At 68.9% G+C, this 257-nt stretch carries 1 protein-coding gene; it reads right to left on the bottom strand.

What is annotated here, in order from left to right; genetic code table 11:
- Nucleotides 1-257 (bottom strand): ABC transporter substrate-binding protein (locus ACRHNM_RS17285; RefSeq protein WP_431137888.1); only part of this gene is annotated, 257 nt, incomplete at both ends.

Here is a 257-nt window from a genome sequence, read left to right as displayed (position 1 = left end):
CCAGCGTCTGGTAGCGCGGCATCCAGCGCGAGGACACGCCCAGCGCAATCTGCGGCGCACGCCCCTGCACGACAAAGGCACGCAGCACACTGCCGCGCTGCTGCGCGACAAGCGTGTGTTCATAGGCACCCGCGCACACATCGGCGGCGCCCGATTCCAGCGCCTGCAGCGACTGCGACCCGCCCGGATAGTCATCGATGCGCACGGTCAGGCCCTCGGCCTCGAAGTACCCCAGTTGCTGGGCAATCACCAGCGGC

This window comes from Psychroserpens mesophilus (assembly GCF_050617655.1).
Classification (GTDB): Bacteria; Bacteroidota; Bacteroidia; order Flavobacteriales; family Flavobacteriaceae; genus Psychroserpens; species Psychroserpens mesophilus_A.
The sequence above is the reverse complement of the archived record's forward strand: the minus strand, read 5'-3'. Positions and strand labels throughout refer to the sequence as shown.